The sequence below is a fragment of the Rhodococcus sp. BE178 genome, assembly GCF_050433545.1.
Taxonomy (GTDB): Bacteria; Actinomycetota; Actinomycetes; order Mycobacteriales; family Mycobacteriaceae; genus Prescottella.
The window spans coordinates 300308-319356 of sequence record NZ_JBNPXA010000003.1 but is presented as its reverse complement, the minus strand read 5'-3'; the positions used below and the strand labels follow the sequence as shown (position 1 = coordinate 319356).

Below are 19049 nucleotides of genomic sequence, written 5' to 3'. Positions count from 1 at the left end.
TGATTCAGCGTGAAAAAGTTCTTCGCGAATCGCCCTCGCCGAGACAACTTGAAACACTCTACCGGACGGCCTGCGGAAACGGGAATCGGCCCGGTCGACGGCGATGCGTCGACCGGGCCGATTCGGCGAGGGGTGGAGCGTCAGGCCTTCGCGGCGCTCTGTCCGGCGCGACGGCCGAAGAAGCTGCCGTCACCGAGGGACGCGCCGCTGGCGTAGCCGCCGGCCGAGACGCCGGAGGTGCAGCGACCCGCGGCGAACAGGCCCGGAATCGGCTCGCCGGAGACGTGCAGGACCTCGGAGTCGACGCTGGTGCGCAGGCCGCCGAGCGTGAAGCCGCCGGTCATGCCGCGCAGGTCGATGGCCGCGACGGGCGAACCGATCGGCTTGACCCACTCGGCCTTCTTGCCGAACAGCGGATCCTCGCCGTTCGCGGCGTGGCGGTTGTAGACGTCGACGGTGGCCTGCAGCGCGCCGGCGGGCAGACCCATCTCGGCCTCGAGTTCCTCGACGGTCTCGGCCACCCACTTGGGCTGGTGGCGCAGCTGCGGGCTCGACGTCGGACGGGTCATGCCCTCCTCGTACGCCTCCTCGTCGATGACCAGGAACGACTGGTTCTGGTTCTCGATCAGCGTGGCCTGGCCGACGCGGCCCGGGTAGGTGTCCTCGTTGATGTAGCGCTGACCGCGGCCGTTGACCAGGATGCCGCGGATGAACAGCTGCGGATCGCAGAAGAACGCGACCTCGGTGGCGTCCATGTGCGCCAGGTCGGCGCCGAGCGCCTGGGCCATGCGGATCGCGCGACCGTCGTGCTCCTCGATGGAGGCGGCCGGGCGGCCGATCAGACGCGGGGCGTACGCCGCCAGCATGTCGTCGTTGTACGCGAAGCTGCCGGTCGCGAGCACGACACCCTTGCGGGCGCGGACGGCGACGTCCTTGCCGTACTGCTTGGCCTGCAGGCCGACGACGCGGCCGTGGGCGTCGACGATCAGGGCCTGCACGCGCATGTCGTACTCGGCCTTGACGCCCAGTTCGGCGGCCTTGTCGGTGAGCGGCTTCATGAGCATGTAGCCGCCGCCCTTCTCGCTGCTCACGTGCTTGTCCTGCATCTGCGGGACGTGGCCGCGCGGCGCCGGCGGGATGGTCGCGTTGAACGGGGCGGAGTTCTCGCCGCCGGTGTACTGCAGGCCGTCGTCGCCCGGCGGCTCCCAGCCCGGCTCGCCCCAGAAGCTCATCTTGAACGGGACGCCACACTCGTCCGCCAGCCAGTGGTAGTGGTCGACGCTGCCCTCGCAGTAGGCGTCGATCTTGGCCTCGTCGACGCCCGGGCCGAGCGCGGCCGTCATGAACGCCTTCATGTTGTCGACGGTGTCCTCGAAACCGCACGCCTTCTGCAGGGGGGTTCCGCCGCCCATGTAGATGAATCCGCCAGCCATCGCCGCGGCGCCGCCCCAGCCGCCGGTGCGCTCGAGCACCAGGACCTCGGCGCCCTCCGTGGCGGCAGCGACCGCAGCGGAGGCACCGGCGACACCGAATCCGGCGACGACGACATCGGCCTCGTAGGCCCATTCGGTGACTTGATCAGCCTGGATCGGTCGGATCGGTGTGGCGTCAGCCATGTGGTCGTCCTCTCACGAATGAATGTGTGACACAGATCATTTACACGCGCAATAGGTTCGACGGCACACACATCCCGCCCAGCGGGAACCTAACTCCGGTACGCCGACGGGCCGGCCGCGACGCACCACCCTCGAGGGGGAGTGCGGCGCGGCCGTTCGGTCAGCCGTTCGGCTGATCGTTCTTCGGGGGATCCCCCTCGCCCTTGTCGCCGCCGTCCCCCTTGTCTCCTCCGGTATCGGTGTCGCCCGTGCCCGGATCCTTGGTGCCGTCCGGGTCCGTCCCCTCTCCGGTTGCGCCGCCGTCCCCGCCGGGGGCGGAACCGGGATCCGTCTTCTCCTCGTCCACGGGATTGCCGGAGTTCGGATCGGCCGGCGGTTGCTGCTGATCGCCGACCGGTGCGGGTGACGGCGGCGGGGGCGGGGTTCCCGGCCCGGCGTTCTGGCCGCCGCCGGAGCCGCCGGTACCGGTTCCGGCGGCCGGTTGGTTCGCGCCACCTCCGGCACTACCGGCGGACCCACCGGACCCACCGGCGCCCGCTTCGCCTGCCCCCGTAGGCGTTGCCTCCGCGCTCGTCGTCGGCGGCGCCGAGGTCGTGGTGCTGGGCGCGGTGGACGTGGTTTCGGGCACCGGCGTCCCGTCGTCGTCGTTGCACGCGGCGAGCAGGAGACCCGCCGCGAGGATGCCCGCCGACAGAACGGCGGCCTTGGTGCGCTGCATAACTCAATTCCTCCCCAGTGATCGGTTGATGCCAGTCATGTGACTACCGGCGCGTCGGGGGAGTTATATGAGCATTGCGAAACAGTTGTCCGAAATGTTACTCGAGGGTCAGATGTGGCCGAAGTGGCCGAAGTGGCCGATGCGCTATCGGAGCGTCGACAGCGTCCTGAGGACCCACTCGATGTCGCCGTCGGAGACGAAGTAGTGCGGCGACGCGCGGACGACGGCGTCGAGACCGCGTGCGCTCATGTCCAGCAGGGTCGACGAGCGACCGCTCACCGTGACGGTGATCCGGTTGTTCGCGAGGTGTTCCCGGACCAGCGCGGGATCGACGCCGTCGACGGTGAAGGTCACGATGCCGCTCCGGTCGACGCCCAGGTCCCGGACCTCGACGCCGGGCATCGCGCCCAGTCCCTCGCGGAGGGAATCGGCGCGATCGGTGATCGCCCTTGCGGCGTAGTCGATTCCGATGCCCAGGAGGTAGTCGACCGCGGCGCCGAGGCCGAGCCTCGCCGCGACGTCGCACTCCCACAGTTCGAAGCGGGTCGCGTCCGGCGCGGGCCGGTAGTCGTCCGCCGAAATCCATTCCGCACCATGAAGATCGAGGGTCGACGGCGTCAGTGATCCGGCAAGTTCGGTCCGCAGGTACAGGAATCCGGTTCCGCGTGGGCCCCGCAACCACTTTCGCCCTGTCGCCGACAGTGCATCCACCCCGAGGTCGTCGACGTCGATCGGAACCTGCCCGATCGACTGGCACGCGTCGAGCAGTACCAGCGCGCCGTGCCGGTGCGCGAGTTCGACGACCTCACGGACCGGGTTGATCAGCCCGCCGTTGGTGGGCACGTGGACGAGCGAGACCAGTCGTACCCGGTCGTCGAGCATCCGGTCGAGGGCGTCGAGATCGATCCGTCCACTGGGATCGCTCGGCACCACCTCCACCGTCGCCCCCGCCGCGCGGGCGCGGTGCAGCGCGGTGATCGCGTTGCTCGCGTACTCCACCCGTGAGACCAGGATCCGGTCGCCGGCGCGCAACGGGACGGCCCCGAAGAACTCGCACCACGCCCGCGTCGCGCTGTCGACCAGGGCGATGGCGGCCGGTGTCGCGCCGATCAATCGGGCGATCGAGCCGCGGACGGCGGCGAGGTCGTCGGCGCGCTCGTCGGCCGCGACGTACCCGCCGACCTCGGCCTCGCGGCGCAGGTGCCCGATGACGGTCGAGAGGACCGGCTGCGGCGGTAGCGACGATCCGGCGCTGTCGAGGAACACCCGCTCGAGGCATCCCGGGGTGTCCTGCCTGAGCCGTTCGAGATCGAGCACGGCGATTCCTCCTCATCGGTAGCCACATCGGGGAGCGGGCTCTACCCTCGAGAAGGACGCTCGACCGCCCCCGAGGGGAGGATGGCATGGTTGTCGCTGTCGAGTCCACCAGTCTGACGTCGCGCCCCGCAGCGGAGTCGTACGTCGGCGGTGTCTGCTTCAAACTGGGTCCGCCGAGGCTGATCGGCGCGGAGCTCGAGTGGCTCACCGCGCACCACAGTCCTGCTCCCACGCGCCCCGGGCTGGCTGCCATCGCCGCAGCTCTCGGCCCCCATGCATCCCGATCGCTCGTGCCCGATTCCCCCGCTCTACCACTGCCGGCAGGCAGTCTCGTCACCGTCGAACCCGGCGGTCAGATCGAACTCTCCAGCGCTCCCCGTGACAGCGCCCTCGCGCTCTGCGAAGCCCTCGCCTCCGACGAACGGGTTCTGCGCCATCTCCTCGCCCGCCGCTCCATCGCCGCCCATTCGGATGCCGCCGATGCGCGCCGCGCGGCTCACCGACTCCTCCAGCTGCCCCGATACCGGGCGATGGAGGAGCGCTTCGAGGACATCGGCCCGTTCGGCAAGCTCATGATGTGCAACACCGCCGCCGTGCAGGTCAGCGTCGACGCGGGTGCCGATGTCGACGAGGTGGCCCGTCGGTGGAACCTCCTGCACGCCGTCGGGCCCGCGCTGCTCGCCGCGTTCGCGTGCTCGCCGCGGCTGTGTGGCATTCCGCCGGGGGACTGGGCGTCGCAGCGGATGCGCACGTGGCTCGAGTTGGACCCGCCGCGCACCACCGGAACGGCCGACGTGACGCTCGATCCGGTCGGTGACTACGCGCGCTGGGTCCTCGACGTCCCGCTGCTGTGCGTGATCCGGGACGGGCCGTGCTGGACGGCGCCACCCGGCGCGACGTTCGCGGACTGGATCGACGGCGTGCTCGACGACGAACTGGACCGCCGGCCCACCCACGCCGACCTGGACTACCACCTCACCACCGTGTTTCCGCCGGTGCGCGCGGTGGGTCACCTCGAGGTGCGGTATTTCGACGCCCAGCCGGGGGACCAGTGGCGGTTCCCGATCGCGGCGATCGAGGCGCTGTCGACCTCGCCGGACGCGGCGCTCGCGGCCGTGGGTGTGGGAACCACGACGCGCGGCCGGTGGTCCGACGCGGCCCGCTTCGGGCTCGGGGACGGTGAACTGCGCACCGCTGCGGGCGATCTGCTCGAGCTCGCGGCCGAGTACGCACCCGACCGGGGGTTGGCGTCGGGCCTCGGTGCCGCCGCCGCGCGATGTCGCCGCGGGCAGTGCCCGACGGGGGAGCGGTCGTGACGGGGGTGCGCGAGCAGTTGGAGGCGGCGCTGCTGCGGGCCCGGGGACGCAGCAACTCCCTGATCGAGTGCGTCGACGATGCCGATCTGGTGGCCCAGCACTCGCCGCTGATGAGCCCGCTGGTGTGGGACCTGGCGCACATCGGCAATCAGGAGGAGCTGTGGCTGGTCCGCGACGTGGGCGGCCGCGAGCCGGTGCGCCGCGACATCGACGAGCTGTACGACGCGTTCAAGCACGCGCGATCCGCGCGTCCGACGCTGCCGCTGCTCGGGCCCGCCGAGGCGCGGCACTACGTCGGTCAGGTTCGCCGCAAGGTATGGGATGTTCTGGACGCGAGCAGTTTTCGTGGCCGTCGGCTCGAGCAGGACGGTTTCGCGTTCGCGATGATCGCGCAACACGAGCAGCAGCACGACGAGACGATGCTCGCGACCCACCAGTTGCGGAAGGGACCCGCGGTGCTCACCGCGCCGCCGGTCCGGGCCGCCCGCCGGCCGGTGACCGAGCGCGAGGCGGTGATCCCCGCGGGGGAGTTCACGATGGGGACCTCGGACGATCCGTGGGCGCTGGACAACGAGCGTCCCGCGCACCGGGTGCATGTCGAGGAGTTCGCGATCGACACCGTCCCGGTCACCAACGCCGACTACGCGCACTTCATCGAGGACGGCGGCTACCGGCGGCGGGAACTCTGGAGCGAGCGTGGGTGGCGGCATCGACGCGAGTCCGGGCTCGAGGCGCCGATGTTCTGGACCGGTGATGGCGGCGGGAACTGGTGGCGGCACCGTTTCGGGATCCTCGAGCCCGTTCCCCCGGACGAGCCGGTCGTGCACGTCTGCTGGTTCGAGGCCCAGGCGTACGCGCGATGGGCGGGCAAGCGGCTGCCGACCGAGGCCGAATGGGAGAAGGCCGCACGGTGGCACCCGGTGAGCGGGCGCTCGCGCCGCTTCCCGTGGGGCGACGACGAACCCGACCGGACCCGGGCGAATCTCGGGCAGCGCCATCTGGGCCCTGCGCCGATCGGCTCGTACCCCGCGGGCGCGTCCGCGCTCGGGGTGCAGCAGTTGATGGGCGACGTGTGGGAGTGGACGTCGTCGTCGTTCACCGGCTACCCGGGGTTCGCGGCGTTTCCGTATCGCGAGTACTCGGAGGTGTTCCTCGACGGCGACTACCGGGTGCTGCGCGGCGGCTCGTTCGGCACCGACCCGATCGCGTGCCGGGGCACCTTCCGGAACTGGGATCATCCGATCCGGCGTCAGATCTTCGCCGGTTTCCGTTGTGCCCGGGACGTGTGATGTGCCGGCACCTGGGCTACATCGGACCGACGCGATCCGTTCGTGAGGTGGTCTCGGCGGGGGAGTTCTCGCTGCTACGGCAGTCGTGGTCGCCGCGGGACATGCGCGGCGGCGGCACCATCAATGCGGACGGGTTCGGCGCGGCGTGGTGGGGGCCGACGTTGTCGCGGTACCGCAGCGCGATGCCGATCTGGTCGGATCCGGCGTTACCCGAGATGCTCTCGCGGGTCCGCTCGCATGCGGTGCTGGCCGCGATCCGCTCGGCGACCGTCGGGATGCCCGTCGAGCGCAGCGCGTGTGCCCCGTTCGTATCCGGGCATTGGGCGTTCAGCCTCAACGGCCGCATCTCGAACTGGCCCGAGTCGATGATCGGTCCCGCGGCCGGGCTTCCCACCGTGGATCTCCTGGGGCTCGAGGCGCCCACCGATTCGGCGCTGCTGTGGTTGCTCGTGCGCCACGCCCTGCGCGACAACAGCCCCGAGGTGGCGCTGATGCAGGTGACGACGGCGGTCACCGAGGCGGCGCCCGGGTCGCGGCTGAACATGCTCCTCTGTGACGGCCGGCAGCTGTGGGCGACCACGTGGGACCACTCGCTCTCGGCCCTCGTCGACGACGACCGTGCGGTCGTCAGCTCCGAGCCCTACGACCGTAACCACAACTGGAAGGAGATTCCGGACGCGTACATCGTCACCGCGCGTCCCGGCCACCTGATCACGACTCCGCTGTGAGCGTCATCCGAGAAGGTTCTGGAGATCGGAGAGGTATGAGAGCACCGACCCTGGAAGTCCACATCACACCCGACGAACTGGCGGCCGCGCTGCGCGGCGACGCGGCCCGGGGGCTGACGGCGACCCCCAAATGGTTGCCGCCCAAGTGGTTCTACGACGCGCGGGGCAGCGAGCTGTTCGAGCGGATAACGCGGCTGCCGGAGTACTACCCGACGCGGACCGAACGGGCCCTGCTCGAGGAGCATGCCCGCGAGATCGCGGCCCTCGCGGCTCCACAGGTCCTGGTGGAACTGGGGTCGGGTTCGTCCGAGAAGACGCGACTGTTGCTCGATGCACTTGGCACCCGGGGCTCGCTGGAGAAGTACGTCCCGCAGGACGTGTCCGAGAGTGCCCTCCGCGATGCGACGCACCGGATCGCGGCGGAGTTCCCGGAGATCGACGTCCACGGGGTGGTGGGGGACTTCACCGACTCGCTGCACCACCTGCCGGGCGGCGGACACCGGATGATCGCGTTCCTCGGTGGAACGCTCGGGAACCTCGTGCCGGACGAGCGCCGCGTCTTCCTGGCCGGTATCGCCGACGTCCTCGACCCGGGCGAGCATCTGCTGCTCGGCGTCGCGCTGGTGACGGATCCCGCGGTGCTGGTGCCGGCGTACGACGATGCCGCCGGGGTCACCGCCCAGTTCGACCTCAACGTGCTGTCGGTGTTGAACAAACAATTGGGGGCGGATTTCGACCTGGACCGGTTCCGGCACATCGCGCTGTGGGACCCGGTCGAGGAGTGGATCGAGATGCGACTCGAAGCCGACACCGCGATGAGCGTCCGCGTGGCCGACCTCGGTCTGACGGTGCCGTTCGCGGCGGGCGAGCAGATCCGTACCGAGATCTCGGCGAAGTTCCGCAAGAACGGCATCCGCGCGGAACTCACCGCGGTCGGCTTCGACGACGTCCAGACCTGGACCGACGCGGACGAGCGGTTCGCGCTGGTGTGTGCCCGCCGGGGCTGACTACTCAGTGGCGTACGGATCGGGCAGCGTCAGCTGCATGTAGGTCATGTCCAGCCAGCGGTCGAACTTTCGCCCCACCTCGGGCATCTGCGCGACGATCCGGAACCCGAAGCGCTCGTGCAGGGCGATGGATGTGGTGTTCGACGACTCGATGCTCGCCACGATCACGTGGATGCGCGCGGCGCGGGCCCGGTCGATCAGCTCCGCCATCAGCGCAGTGGCGATACCCCGCCGGTGATAGTCGACGTGCACGTACACCGAGTTCTCGACGGTGTGGCGGTACCCGCTCTTGGGCCGCCACACCCCGTACGACGCGTAGCCCGCGACCGTGCCGTCGATGTCCGCGACGAGGATCGGGAAGCCGAGTCGGCGGCGGTCGTCGAGCCACCGCCGCCGCTCGTCCAGATCGGCCGGCGCGTCGTCCCAGTTCGCCGTCGTGTTGGCGATCGCCTCGTTGTGGACCTCGAGGATCCCCGGCAGATCGCCCTCGACCGCGTCGCGAATCAGCATGCCGACCGATCCCTGTCTACTCGCCCGCGCTGCGGCGCGCCTTCTCGAGCGCCGCCAGCGTGCGGAGGATGGTGGCCTTCTGGCTGTTGAGGTCGTTGAGGCGGGCACGTGCCGCCAGACCCTGGGCGGCCTCGGCCAGTCCGATCTGTGTGTCCACCTTGGTGAGCTGGTCGAGCAGGCCCGTCACCCGCTCCTCGAGCGCGGCGACGTCGAGCTTCTTCGCCGGTGCAACGGCAGCGGTCGGGGCGGGGGCCGGCGCGGACGATGCGGTGCGGGGACGCGCGGGTGCCTTGCGGGCCGGAGCCGACTCGGCCTCGAACGCGGTCACGATGCGAGCGGCCTTGGGGCGCATCGACTTGCGGATGAGCGCCGGGTCCGGCGGCTCGGGCAGACGGATCTGGTTCAGGGCCGCGCGGGCGTCGCGGGCGTTGACTCGCCATTCGCGCTCTTCGTCGTCGTCGGACTGCAGCGTGCCGCCGATCGGGCGCAGGCCGTACATGCCCATGAACTTGCGGGCCTCGTCGATGACGGTCTCGTGCTCACGGCAAACCTCACAGCGCGGTTCGTTGCGGAACACTTCGATCGATTCGGCGCTTCCACACCACACACAAGACCCGGGAGTCCATCGGCGAACCGGTTGCGGATTCGGAACAGAGGCGGCGGCGGGGTTTTCCAGGGTCTGCGCGTCGATCACGACGAGCCACAATAAGGCACCGCTCCGACCCCGGCTACACCGAGGTCCACTTTTCTCGTCGCGCGTGACCAAACTCATGTTCGGGAGCACTGGATCTCGGCAAAGTCTTGTGGCACATCAACTCTCCGCGTCGGCCGAGTCCGGCTCACACCACCCCGAAAGCGTCGGCGAACCAGTCCACGAGGGGGCGCATCGCCCGCCAGGCATGCCGGACCTCGTCGGCCGTATCGGCGGTGCCGAGCCAGTCCGGGCACCCGTAGTTGCGACCGGCCGTGAGCGATCGATGACGCAGCAGGTCGAGGCGGGGATGGTCGGCCGCGACACCACGGGGCCGGGTCGCGAGACGGTCCCCGCCGATGTCGTAGCCGGCGGACTCGAGCTTGCGCACGATGCGTTGCAGGGAGCGGCCGCGGCGCTCGTCGTCGACCGTCTCTCGGTAGCGCGCGAGTTGCTCGGGGGTGTGGGCGTAGTGGCCGCCGGCCAGGAACAGCCCGGACGCGTCGATCTGCACGTAGAAACCCACGCCCGAGCAGACCTCGACGAAGCCGCCCTGATGAGTCTTGTACGGCGACTTGTCCTTCGAGAACCGGACGTCCCGGTACGGCCGAAAGACCTTGCCGGAGCCGAACTCGGGCTCGAGGTCGGTGAGCAACTCGACCATCGGCGCGCGGACGTCGGTGTCGTAGACGGACTTGTGCGCCGTCCACCAACTCTTGCTGTTGTCGGCCTCGAGGTCCTCGTAGAAGTCCAGTGCGGCCGTCGGGAATCCGGAGAACACACTGGAAAGGCTACGCCCGTGCCCGGCTCGCGAAGCGCGAATCGGGCACGGGCGCAGTAGACCGCCTAGGCGATGCCGTTGAAGAGGGAAGTCACCGAGCCGTTCTCGAAGACCTCCTGGATGGTGCGGGCCAGCAGCGGCGCGATGGACAGCACCGTCAGCGTCGGGAACCGCTTCTCCTCGGGGATCGGCAGCGTGTCGGTCGCGATGACCTCCTTGGCGCCGCAGTTCGCGAGGCGCTCCGCGGCTGGATCCGAGAACACACCGTGCGTGGTCGCGATGATCACGTCACCGGCACCGGCGTTCTTGAGGACTTCGACGGCGCCGGCGATGGTGCCGCCGGTGTCGATCATGTCGTCGATCAGCACGCAGGTGCGCCCGCTGACGTCACCGACGACGCGGTTGGACTTGACCTGGTTGGGCACCAGCGGATCGCGGGTCTTGTGCACGAACGCCAGCGGCGCGCCGTCGAGGGCGTCGGCCCACTTCTCGGCGACCTTCACGCGGCCCGCGTCGGGGGAGACGACGCAGATGTTGTCGGTGCCGTAGTTCTCGCGCACGTACTGGGCGAGCTGGCCCTGCGCGTGCATGTGATCGACCGGACCGTCGAAGAAGCCCTGGATCTGGTCGGTGTGCAGATCGACCGTGATGATCCGGTCGGCGCCCGCGGTCTTGAGCAGATCCGCGATCAGGCGGGCCGAGATGGGCTCGCGTCCGCGGTGCTTCTTGTCCTGGCGGGCGTACGGGTAGAACGGCAGCACCGCCGTGATCCGCTTGGCGGATCCGCGCTTGAGAGCGTCGATCATGATCAACTGCTCCATGATCCACTGGTTCAGCGGTGCCGGGTGGCTCTGCAGCACGAACGCGTCGCTGCCTCGCACCGACTCTTCGAACCGGACGAAGATCTCGCCGTTGGCGAAGTCACGAGCCGTCTGCGGCGTGACCTTGATGTCCAATTCCTTGGCCACCTGCTCCGCCAGTTCGGGGTGTGCGCGGCCCGAGAAGAGCATCAAGTTCTTCTGCACGTCGCTGGATATCGCGCTCACTGGTCTTCGCCATCCTTTGGTTCTAGCTGATCGGTTTGTTGCTGGGCTGCTAGTGCCGCTGCCTCGGCAGCGGGAGTGCCGGGTCGATTCCGCTCGACCCAACCCTCGATGTTGCGTTGTTTGCCACCCGAGACGGCGAGCGCCCCCGGCGGCACGTCGTTGCGCAGGACCGTGCCTGCACCCGTGTAGGCGCCGTCACCGACACGGACGGGTGCGACGAACATGGTGTCGGATCCGGTGCGCACATGCGAACCGACGACGGTGCGGCTCTTGTTCACGCCGTCGTAGTTCACGAAAACACTGGATGCTCCGATGTTGCTGTGCTCGCCGACCGTCGCATCGCCGACGTAGGTCAGGTGCGGCACCTTCGAGTGTGCGCCGATATCGGCGTTCTTGGTCTCGACGAACGCCCCGAGCTTGCCGGACGCGCCCAGGGCGGTGCCGGGCCGCAGGTAGGTGTACGGGCCGACGGTCGCGGACGGGCCGATCTCGGCGCCCTCGCCGTGCGTGCGGATCACCGATGCGCCCTCCCCGACGGTGACGTCGGTGAGCGTGGTGTCGGGGCCGATGACGGCGTCCTCGCCGATCGTGGTGGCGCCGCGGAGCTGGACGCCGGGACGCAGCGTGACGTCGCGGTCCATCGTGACGTCCACGTCGATCCACGTGCTCGACGGATCCTCCACGGTCACCCCGGCCCGCATGTGCCGCTCGAGGATGCGGCGGTTGAGCTCGCCGGCGAGCTGGGCCAGCTGGACCCGGTCGTTCGCCCCGGCGACGAGGAGGTTGTCGGTGATGTGCTGGGCCCGAACGGTTTTCCCCGCCTGTCGGGCGATCGCGATGACGTCGGTGAGGTACAGCTCGCCCTGCGCGTTGTCCGCGCTCAGCGACGACAGCGCGGCGCGGAGCGTGGCGGCGTCGAAGGCGTAGACGCCCGAGTTGACCTCGGTGATCGCGCGCTGGGACTCGGTGGCGTCGGCCTGCTCGACGATCGCGGCGACCTCGCCGTCGGTGGTGCGCAGGATCCGCCCGTACCCGGTGGGGTCCGGCGCCGTCGAGGTCAGGACGGTCACCGCGGCCGCAGGCTCGGCGGTGTGGGTTCCGACCAGCGCGCGCAGCGTCTCGGCGTCGAGCAGTGGGACGTCGGCGGCGGTCACCAGCACGGTGCCGTCGAAGTCGTCCGGCAGCGCGGTCAACCCGCATCCGACGGCGTGCCCGGTGCCGTTCTGCTCGTGCTGGACGGCCGTCGCGACGGCGCGCCCCAGGTCCTTGGCGACCTCGTCGACCGCGGCACCGACCGCGTCACGATCGTGTCCGATCACCGTTACCAGTTCGGTGGGCTCGACGGCCGCCGCGGCGTGCAGGGAGTGCGCGAGCATCGAGCGCCCGGCCAGAGTGTGCAGCACCTTGGGGGTCTTCGACCGCATTCGCGTCCCGGCACCGGCGGCGAGGACGATGACGGCGGTCTTCGGTGGCATGAAGCTCCCTCGAGTTTCGATCTACGCTTGGCCGCTTGCGCGGGCGGACTCGTCGCGCACGTTCCGACAAAGAATATCGCGACGAGTTCTCGTGATGGCAACGCGCCCGACACTAGCCGCGGGGGAGCACGGTCGTCCGGAGAACCGGGCGGCCCGGGATCGGGCAGCCGTGCAAACCCCCGCTCTCGCGCGGGAGCGAAAGTTAACGGGACGGTAGCAACATCGAACTTACCGGTCGGTAGGTGGTGTCGGGAATCACATTCGATCGGGTGAATGTGAGGGAGGGAAGAGAGCTCGGGAGAGCTCCGCCGCCAGGACTCGAACCTGAACTATCTGAACCAAAATCAGAGGTGCTGCCATTACACTACGGCGGATTACCGCGACCACGAGCTGTCGCTCGTAATGCGGGAACGATCCTCGCATGTCGACGCGCCGCGCGTCGAACCGTAGGCGAAATTCGTTCGCCGGGGAGCTATAAGCTGGCCTCTACCAGCGCCGTCGGTGTTCCGCGCGGCGTGTCGGAAAGGACGGTTACCTCGAGTGTCGCGACCATCACGAGAATCCCAGGGTGCCGAACGCGCGCCGCGCACACGGATGACGGGCACCCAGCGTCGGGAGCAGTTGATCGAGATCGGACGCGCGCTCTTCGCCGAACGCGGGTACGAGGCCGCCTCGATCGAGGAGATCGCCGCGCGGGCCCAGGTGTCCAAGCCGGTCGTCTACGAACACTTCGGCGGCAAGGAAGGCCTCTACGCCGTCGTCGTCGACCGTGAGATGTCCAAGCTGCTCGAGATGATCACGTCGTCGCTGACCCAGAACCGCTCGCGCATCCGCGTCGAGCGGGTGGCACTCGCGCTGCTCACGTACATCGACGAGCGGACGGACGGCTTCCGGATCCTGGTTCGGGACTCGCCGGTCGCCGCCGACGAGGGCACCTACTCGAGCCTGCTCAACGAAGCGGTCCGGCAGGTCGGGCACATCCTCGCCGGCGACTTCGCCAAACGCGGATTCGATCCGGAACTCGCGCCGCTGTACGCGCAGGCCCTCGTCGGCATGGTCGCCACCACCGCCACGTGGTGGCTCGACGAGCGCACCCCGTCGAAGGAGGTCGTCGCGGCGCACCTGGTGAACCTCTGCTGGAACGGGCTGACGAACCTCGAGGCCGACCCGCAGCTCGGGCAGTGATCCGGCGCCCGGGCGCGGGCGCGGATCGGGCGGTCGGCCCCCGTGTCGGCACACGCGCATAGAATCGAGCGGTCTGCATTTCACGACATCAGGAGCGCCGTCGTTGTCTTCCGTGTCCTCTTCAGCTCCGTCCTCGGCTGCCTCGGCCCGCGCGGTCTCGGCCGGAGTGACCACTCCGCTCGCCGGGCTTGCTAGGACCGCCCTCGCGGACAGCGCCATCGGTCGCGTGCGCGAGTACATCGGCCGGTCGGCCGTCGACATCGTCGCCCCCAACCCCGTGCGGCCGTTCGTCGCCGCGGCCCTGGCCGAGCAGACGCAGCTGTTGCTGGTGACCGCGACCGGTCGTGAGGCCGACGACCTCACCGTCGAGTTGCGCGAGATCATCGGTGACGCGGTGGCCCAGTTCCCGTCGTGGGAAACGCTGCCGCACGAGCGGCTGTCGCCGGGCGCCGACACGGTCGGTCGCCGGCTCCAGGTGCTCCGCCGGCTCGCGCGGCCCGAGGATCCCGACTACGGCCCGCCGCTGCAGGTGATCGTGACCACCGTCCGCTCGCTGGTGCAGCCCATGGCGCCGGGCCTGGGCGAGATCGAGCCCGTCATTCTGCGGGTCGGGGCCGAGCACGAGTTCGAGGGCCTGATCTCGAGGCTCGTCGAGCTGGCCTACACGCGTGTCGACATGGTCGGCAAGCGGGGCGAGTTCGCGGTGCGCGGAGGCATTCTCGACATCTTCCCGCCCACCGCGGACCACCCCGTGCGCGTCGAGTTCTGGGGCGACGAGGTCACCGAGCTGCGCGCCTTCTCGGTCGCCGATCAGCGGTCGCTGCCCGAGCTCGAGCTCGAGGTCGCCACCGTCATCGCGCCGCCGTGCCGCGAACTGCTGCTCACCGAGCAGGTGCGCGACCGGGCCGCACAGCTCGCGGCCGACAACCCGGCCGACGCGGCGCTGGTCGAGATGCTGGACAAGCTCTCCGCCGGCATCCCGGTCGAGGGCATGGAGGCGCTGCTGCCGCTGCTGCAGCCCGGCGAACTGCAACTGCTGTCGGACGTGCTTCCCCGCGACGCGCACGTGCTGCTGTGCGATCCGGAGAAGATTCGCACGCGCGCAACCGATCTCGTGCGCACCGGGCAGGAGTTCCTCGAGGCGTCGTGGACGGCGGCCTCGATCGGCGGTGCCGCACCGATCGACACGTCCGTACTCGGGGGCGGCATCGATCTGGGCGCCTCCGCGTACCGGTCGCTGCGCCAGGTGCGGGAGAGCGCCGAGGCGCAGGGCCGGCCGTGGTGGACCATCAGCCCGCTGGCTTCCGGCAGCGACGACGAGACGGTGCTGCCGGTGCAGCCGGCGCCCGAGGTGCGCGGTTCCGACGAGTTGCTCTCGATGCTGTTCGTGAACCTGCGTGCGCATGTCACCACCGGTGGACGCGCGGTGGTCGTGGTGGCGGGTTCCGGTACCGCACACCGGGTCCTGGAGCGGCTGCGTGACGCCGACGTCCCGGCGGGCGAGCTGGCGCCGGGCGCCGAGCCGGCCCGCGGGCTGGTCGGTGTCCTGTGCGGATCGCTGCACGAGGGGCTGGTGCTGCCCGGCGACGACGCCGACGGTGTCCCCGGACTGGTGATCGTCACCGAGGCCGACCTCACCGGCAATCGAGTCGCGGCGGCGGGCGACGGGAAGAAGATGCCCGCCAAGCGCCGGAACCAGGTCGATCCGCTCGCGCTGCACGCCGGCGACATGGTGGTGCACGACCAGCACGGCATCGGTCGCTTCGTGGAAATGGTCGAGCGCACCATCGGAGGCGCCCGCCGCGAGTACCTCGTCATCGAGTACGCCGCGAGCAAGCGAGGTCACCCCGGAGACCGGTTGTTCGTGCCGATGGAGGCGCTCGATCAGCTCTCGCGCTACGTCGGCGGCGAGTTGCCCGCCCTGAGCAAGCTCGGCGGCTCCGACTGGGCCAACACGAAGCGCAAGGCGCGCAAGGCTGTTCGTGAGATCGCGGGCGAGTTGGTCCAGCTGTACGCGGCCCGACAGGCGGCACCCGGTCACGCCTTCGGCGCGGACACGCCGTGGCAGAAGGAGATGGAAGACGCCTTCGCCTTCACCGAGACCCACGACCAGCTGACGGTGATCGACGAGGTCAAGGCCGACATGGAGAAGCCGGTCCCGATGGACCGGGTCGTGATCGGTGACGTCGGCTACGGCAAGACCGAGGTGGCGGTCCGAGCCGCGTTCAAGGCCGTCCAGGACGGCAAGCAGGTCGCGGTGCTCGTGCCGACGACGCTGCTGGCTCAGCAGCACCTGCAGACGTTCACCGAGCGGATGGCGGCGTTCCCGGTGAAGGTGCGCGGGCTGTCCCGGTTCACCGACGCCGGCGAATCCAAGGAGATCATCGCGCAGTTGGCGGAGGGGGAGATCGACATCGTCGTCGGAACCCACCGGCTGCTGCAGACCGGCGTCCGATGGAAGGATCTGGGCCTGGTGATCGTCGACGAGGAGCAGCGCTTCGGCGTCGAGCACAAGGAACACATCAAGGCGCTGCGCACGCACGTCGACGTGCTGACCATGTCGGCGACGCCGATCCCGCGAACCCTCGAGATGAGCATGGCCGGGATCCGGGAGATGTCGACCATTCTCACCCCGCCCGAGGAGCGCCACCCGGTGCTCACGTATGTCGGTGCGTACGCCGACAAGCAGGTTGCGGCCGCGATCCGCCGCGAACTGCTGCGCGACGGCCAGGTGTTCTACGTGCACAACCGGGTGAGCTCGATCGACAAGGCCGCCAAGCGGATTCGTGACCTGGTCCCCGAGGCTCGGGTGGTGGTGGCACACGGACAGATGAACGAGGACACGCTCGAGAAGACCGTGCAGGGCTTCTGGCAGCGTGAGTTCGACGTGCTGGTGTGCACCACGATCATCGAGACCGGCCTCGACATCTCCAACGCCAACACGCTCATCGTCGAGCGGGCCGACTCGCTCGGTCTGTCGCAGCTGCACCAGCTGCGTGGCCGCGTCGGCCGCAGCCGGGAACGCGGCTACGCGTACTTCCTGTACCCGCCGGAGAAGCCGCTCACCGAGACCGCGTACGACCGGCTCGCGACCATCTCGCAGAACTCCGACCTCGGCGCCGGTATGGCCGTCGCGATGAAGGACCTCGAGATCCGCGGCGCCGGAAACGTTCTCGGCGCCGAGCAGTCCGGGCACGTCGCGGGTGTCGGCTTCGACCTGTACGTGCGGCTCGTCGGCGAGGCCGTGGAGGCGTACCGCGCGGTCGCCGACGGACGCCCGGTCGTCACCGAGCAGGAGACCAAGGAGGTGCGGATCGACCTGCCGGTCGACGCGCACATTCCGCCCGACTACGTCACCAGCGACCGGCTCCGTCTCGAGGGATACCGCAAGCTCGCCGCGGCCACCGACGCCGAGGCGATCGCCGCCGTGGTCGAGGAGTTGGTCGACCGGTACGGACCGCTCCCCGAGGAGGTGGGGCGCCTGGTCTCGGTCGCGAAGCTGCGGCTGCTGTGCCGTGAGTACGAGATCGAGGAAGTGGCCGTCACCGGCACCCAGCTCAAGATCTCGCCGATGAGTCTGCCCGACTCGAAGCAGTTGCGCCTCAAGCGGATCTACCCCAGCGCGCAGTACCGTGCCACCACCGGACTGGTGCAGATGCCCCTGCCGCGTGCCGGCTCCGGTGGCATCGGATCGGATCGGGTGCGCGACGTCGAGCTGCTGCAGTACATCGCCGACTTCCTGCTCGCGATGGACGGCAAGGCGGCGGGTTCGGTCGACGTAAGCACCCCCAGCGGTGTGCAGGCGGGGGTCTGAGCCCGATGAGTGCCGGGGGCGAGCGCGGCGACCAGTGGCGCGCCGGCGACGCGCTGATCGAGGCCGTCGAGGTGATGGATCGGCTGTGGGGATTCGGCGGCTGGGAGGTGACCCAGACGCACGACTCGCTGCGGCCGTACCTGCTCGAGGAGGCGTACGAGCTGCTCGACGCCGTACAGGTCGGTGACCCTGTCGGTGTTCGCGAGGAACTGGGGGATCTGCTGTTGCAGGTGCTCTTCCACTCCCGGATCGCGGAGGCGGCAGGTCAGTTCACCGTCGACGACGTCGCCGCGACCCTGGTCGCCAAGCTCGCACACCGCAGCCCACACTTGACCGACGGTGTCACCGGGCCCATCGACGTCGCGGAGCAGGAACGCGCGTGGGAAGTGCGCAAGGCCGCCGAGAAGGCCCGGCAGTCGTGCATCGACGGCATCGCGTTGATGCAGCCCGCGCTCGCGTTGGCCGAGAAGGTGATCTCCCGCGCCCGCAAGGCCGGGCTGCCCGACGAGTTGGTACCCGACGAACTGCGCGTGATCCGACTCGGCGGTCCAGGGAGCGCCGAGGACGAACTACGCAAGGCGACATTGCGATTCGTCGAACGGATCCGGGCCGCCGAGTCCGCCGCGCACGCGGCCGGCGTGCCGTGGGGCGGACTCGACGCCGAGGCGTGGCGAACCTACTGGGTGTAGAACGGCGGGCGGTGTGCATGGCACGGCCGCCACGTCGCTCTCGTTCGGCACGGGTGGTCCCGGTTGGCGTCAGCCCTTGCGGCAGTTCAGTATCGCCGCATGGGGCTTCTCCCAGTAGCCACGCAGGAGAGACGCCGCAGCGTCCGCTTCCGGGGAACGTACCTGCGCATGATCGACCCACTGTGCCAGTTGGAACCCCGAGATGTGCATTGCGTCGTCGATGCTCTGCCTCGTCCAGACGTAGGCAGTGACGGTGTCCTCGTTTTCGGGGGCGGCAGGGTCGAAGAGATCGAGCTGCACCTGCCCGCCGTCCACATCGGGTCCGATCGGAGTGAGCCGGAAGCCGAACCGTTCGTAGTACGACGGATCGCGCTCGTAGTCCGGATGGATCGGAAGGGTGACCAGACGGCCACCGGGCCGAAGCGGTCGCGCCATCTGCGCGCACATGTCGTGGAGTTCTTCTCGTGTCGTGGCATAGGGCAGCACGTAGACGGCCAATACCAGGTCGAATTGGCCTTCGAGGTCGGGTGTCAGTTCGGAAGTGAACGTGATTCCGCGAGGGCTGTTCTGTTCCCACGTGCGCGCATAGTCGAGCATGCCGTCCGAGACGTCGTAGCCGACTACCCGGCGTGCGCCCTGTTCCTTGAGCCATCGCGAGTACATCCCGTTGCCGCAGCCGAAGTCGAGGACGTCGCGTCCCGTCAGATCTCCGAGTGTTGCGAGCACGTTCGGAATCTCCAGATGCCTTCTGAACGGCCAGGCGGCCATGTCCTCGTAGAGATCGGCAAGCTCGTCGAATTGGCTCTGCATACGCACCTCTCCTGTTCAGCGTGGTGTGATGCCTCGAGCCCTCCGGATATGAAGGGG

Annotated in this window: 16 protein-coding genes and 1 tRNA gene; 7 read left to right on the top strand and 10 right to left on the bottom strand. The window is 69.4% G+C overall.

From position 1 onward, the window contains the following. Window positions 1-140: 140 nt before the first annotated feature. The 3 genes from J2X34_RS08475 to J2X34_RS08465 all read right to left on the bottom strand — a co-directional run bounded on the left by J2X34_RS08475 (window position 141) and on the right by J2X34_RS08465 (window position 3651). Entirely contained in the window at window positions 141-1616 is a 1476-nt protein-coding gene (locus J2X34_RS08475) for an FAD-dependent oxidoreductase (RefSeq protein ID WP_174908891.1), read from the bottom strand. 160 nt (window positions 1617-1776) lie between these two features. Then, window positions 1777-2334 (bottom strand): hypothetical protein, encoded by a 558-nt coding sequence (locus J2X34_RS08470; protein ID WP_114718273.1) that lies wholly within the window; start codon window positions 2332-2334, stop codon window positions 1777-1779. 144 nt (window positions 2335-2478) lie between these two features. Beyond that, window positions 2479-3651 carry an aminotransferase class V-fold PLP-dependent enzyme gene (locus J2X34_RS08465; RefSeq protein ID WP_429516571.1) on the bottom strand — a complete coding sequence of 391 codons (1173 nt, stop codon included), beginning with the start codon at window positions 3649-3651 and terminating at the stop codon, window positions 2479-2481. Between the two features lie 86 nt (window positions 3652-3737). Between J2X34_RS08465 and egtA the strand changes: the two genes are divergently transcribed. The 4 genes from egtA to egtD are packed head-to-tail and all read left to right on the top strand — an operon-like array spanning window position 3738 to window position 7991. Continuing rightward, window positions 3738-4967 (top strand): ergothioneine biosynthesis glutamate--cysteine ligase EgtA, encoded by a 1230-nt coding sequence (gene egtA, locus J2X34_RS08460; protein ID WP_429516569.1) that lies wholly within the window; start codon window positions 3738-3740, stop codon window positions 4965-4967. After that, window positions 4928-6256 carry an ergothioneine biosynthesis protein EgtB gene (gene egtB / locus J2X34_RS08455; RefSeq protein ID WP_429516567.1) on the top strand — a complete coding sequence of 443 codons (1329 nt, stop codon included), beginning with the start codon at window positions 4928-4930 and terminating at the stop codon, window positions 6254-6256. Before egtA ends, egtB begins: the two co-directional genes overlap by 40 nt. Beyond that, window positions 6256-6984 (top strand): ergothioneine biosynthesis protein EgtC, encoded by a 729-nt coding sequence (egtC, locus tag J2X34_RS08450; protein ID WP_174908899.1) that lies wholly within the window; start codon window positions 6256-6258, stop codon window positions 6982-6984. Before egtB ends, egtC begins: the two co-directional genes overlap by 1 nt. A gap of 35 nt (window positions 6985-7019) precedes the next feature. Then, window positions 7020-7991 carry an L-histidine N(alpha)-methyltransferase gene (gene egtD, locus J2X34_RS08445; RefSeq protein WP_174908901.1) on the top strand — a complete coding sequence of 324 codons (972 nt, stop codon included), beginning with the start codon at window positions 7020-7022 and terminating at the stop codon, window positions 7989-7991. On the opposite strand, the gene J2X34_RS08440 is transcribed toward egtD, so the two are convergent. From J2X34_RS08440 to J2X34_RS08415, 6 genes are all read right to left on the bottom strand, one after another. Beyond that, on the bottom strand, window positions 7992-8501 hold the full coding sequence (locus J2X34_RS08440; protein ID WP_429516564.1) for an N-acetyltransferase family protein: 510 nt from the start codon (window positions 8499-8501) through the stop codon (window positions 7992-7994). A gap of 16 nt (window positions 8502-8517) precedes the next feature. Then, window positions 8518-9195 carry a hypothetical protein gene (locus J2X34_RS08435; protein ID WP_114718547.1) on the bottom strand — a complete coding sequence of 226 codons (678 nt, stop codon included), beginning with the start codon at window positions 9193-9195 and terminating at the stop codon, window positions 8518-8520. 145 nt (window positions 9196-9340) lie between these two features. Then, the gene (locus tag J2X34_RS08430) at window positions 9341-9973 is read right to left on the bottom strand and encodes a DUF2461 domain-containing protein (protein ID WP_114718280.1); all 633 of its coding nucleotides are present in this window, start codon (window positions 9971-9973) and stop codon (window positions 9341-9343) included. A gap of 65 nt (window positions 9974-10038) precedes the next feature. Beyond that, a complete protein-coding gene (locus J2X34_RS08425) occupies window positions 10039-11019 on the bottom strand; it encodes a ribose-phosphate diphosphokinase (protein WP_114718281.1) in 981 nt (326 codons plus the stop codon). Further along, window positions 11016-12494 (bottom strand): bifunctional UDP-N-acetylglucosamine diphosphorylase/glucosamine-1-phosphate N-acetyltransferase GlmU, encoded by a 1479-nt coding sequence (gene glmU / locus J2X34_RS08420; RefSeq protein WP_429516561.1) that lies wholly within the window; start codon window positions 12492-12494, stop codon window positions 11016-11018. The genes J2X34_RS08425 and glmU overlap by 4 nt, the downstream gene beginning before the upstream one ends. Before the next feature lie 303 nt (window positions 12495-12797). Next, a tRNA-Gln gene (locus J2X34_RS08415) sits at window positions 12798-12868 on the bottom strand. Window positions 12869-13088: 220 nt separating this feature from the next. On the opposite strand from J2X34_RS08415, the gene J2X34_RS08410 reads away from it, so the two are divergent. The 3 genes from J2X34_RS08410 (at window position 13089) to J2X34_RS08400 (ending at window position 18182) form a co-directional block, all read left to right on the top strand. Continuing rightward, entirely contained in the window at window positions 13089-13679 is a 591-nt protein-coding gene (locus J2X34_RS08410; RefSeq protein ID WP_114718283.1) for a TetR/AcrR family transcriptional regulator, read from the top strand. A 166-nt stretch (window positions 13680-13845) separates the two neighbouring features. Beyond that, complete coding sequence (mfd, locus tag J2X34_RS08405) at window positions 13846-17493, top strand: transcription-repair coupling factor (protein WP_429516559.1); 3648 nt, start codon at window positions 13846-13848, stop codon at window positions 17491-17493. A 5-nt stretch (window positions 17494-17498) separates the two neighbouring features. After that, complete coding sequence (locus J2X34_RS08400; protein WP_114718285.1) at window positions 17499-18182, top strand: MazG family protein; 684 nt, start codon at window positions 17499-17501, stop codon at window positions 18180-18182. Window positions 18183-18251: 69 nt separating this feature from the next. Here the strand turns inward: J2X34_RS08400 and J2X34_RS08395 are convergent, their stop codons facing one another. Beyond that, entirely contained in the window at window positions 18252-18992 is a 741-nt protein-coding gene (locus J2X34_RS08395; RefSeq protein ID WP_114718286.1) for a class I SAM-dependent methyltransferase, read from the bottom strand. Window positions 18993-19049: the final 57 nt, after the last annotated feature.

Excerpts from the sequence above, each read along its gene's own strand:
- J2X34_RS08395 (WP_114718286.1), bottom strand. The coding sequence starts at position 18,992 with ATGCAGAGCCAATTCGACGAGCTTGCCGATCTCTACGAGGACATGGCC.
- egtD (WP_174908901.1), top strand. The coding sequence starts at position 7,020 with ATGAGAGCACCGACCCTGGAAGTCCACATCACACCCGACGAACTGGCG.
- egtC (WP_174908899.1), top strand. The coding sequence starts at position 6,256 with ATGTGCCGGCACCTGGGCTACATCGGACCGACGCGATCCGTTCGTGAG.
- egtA (WP_429516569.1), top strand. The coding sequence starts at position 3,738 with ATGGTTGTCGCTGTCGAGTCCACCAGTCTGACGTCGCGCCCCGCAGCG.
- J2X34_RS08470 (WP_114718273.1), bottom strand. The coding sequence starts at position 2,334 with ATGCAGCGCACCAAGGCCGCCGTTCTGTCGGCGGGCATCCTCGCGGCG.
- J2X34_RS08410 (WP_114718283.1), top strand. The coding sequence starts at position 13,089 with ATGACGGGCACCCAGCGTCGGGAGCAGTTGATCGAGATCGGACGCGCG.
- glmU (WP_429516561.1), bottom strand. The coding sequence starts at position 12,494 with ATGCCACCGAAGACCGCCGTCATCGTCCTCGCCGCCGGTGCCGGGACG.
- J2X34_RS08440 (WP_429516564.1), bottom strand. The coding sequence starts at position 8,501 with ATGCTGATTCGCGACGCGGTCGAGGGCGATCTGCCGGGGATCCTCGAG.
- egtB (WP_429516567.1), top strand. The coding sequence starts at position 4,928 with ATGTCGCCGCGGGCAGTGCCCGACGGGGGAGCGGTCGTGACGGGGGTG.
- J2X34_RS08475 (WP_174908891.1), bottom strand. The coding sequence starts at position 1,616 with ATGGCTGACGCCACACCGATCCGACCGATCCAGGCTGATCAAGTCACC.
- J2X34_RS08400 (WP_114718285.1), top strand. The coding sequence starts at position 17,499 with ATGAGTGCCGGGGGCGAGCGCGGCGACCAGTGGCGCGCCGGCGACGCG.